Origin of the sequence: Bacillus sp. JJ1764, assembly GCF_036962145.1 — a bacterium.
Classification (GTDB): Bacteria; Bacillota; Bacilli; order Bacillales; family Cytobacillaceae; genus Neobacillus.
In genome coordinates this window covers 1-343 of sequence record NZ_JBALNY010000049.1, presented here as the reverse complement: position 1 = coordinate 343, position 343 = coordinate 1, and the positions used below count along the sequence as shown (strand labels likewise).

Below are 343 nucleotides of genomic sequence, written 5' to 3'. Positions count from 1 at the left end.
TGTCGGCGGAAAAATTATGAAAATCCGTCCCATTAACGGAGTTGCCGCTGATATAACTGGTGCATCCATTATCTTTGGAGCAACTTTTATTCATTTGCCAGTCAGTACGACTCACGTTATCTCATCAGGAATTCTCGGTGTAGGTGCTTCCCACCGCTTAAAAGGCGTTAAATGGGATACGGCTCAGCGCATGTTGATTACCTGGGTAATAACGCTACCAATTACCGCCATATTTGCAGCCCTCGTTTATTTGATTTTAAATTTAATCTTTTAATACCTAACCAGGGTTTATCCCTGGTTTTTTTTATTCAAAAATTGTAGTTTTTTGTAAAAAACTTAATTT

Annotated in this window: 1 protein-coding gene; it reads left to right on the top strand. The window is 38.2% G+C overall.

Annotated features, from left to right (window positions below):
• On the top strand, positions 1-274 hold a 274-nt coding region (locus V7083_RS07755), incomplete at its 5' end, for an inorganic phosphate transporter (protein WP_335476809.1).
• Positions 275-343: the final 69 nt, after the last annotated feature.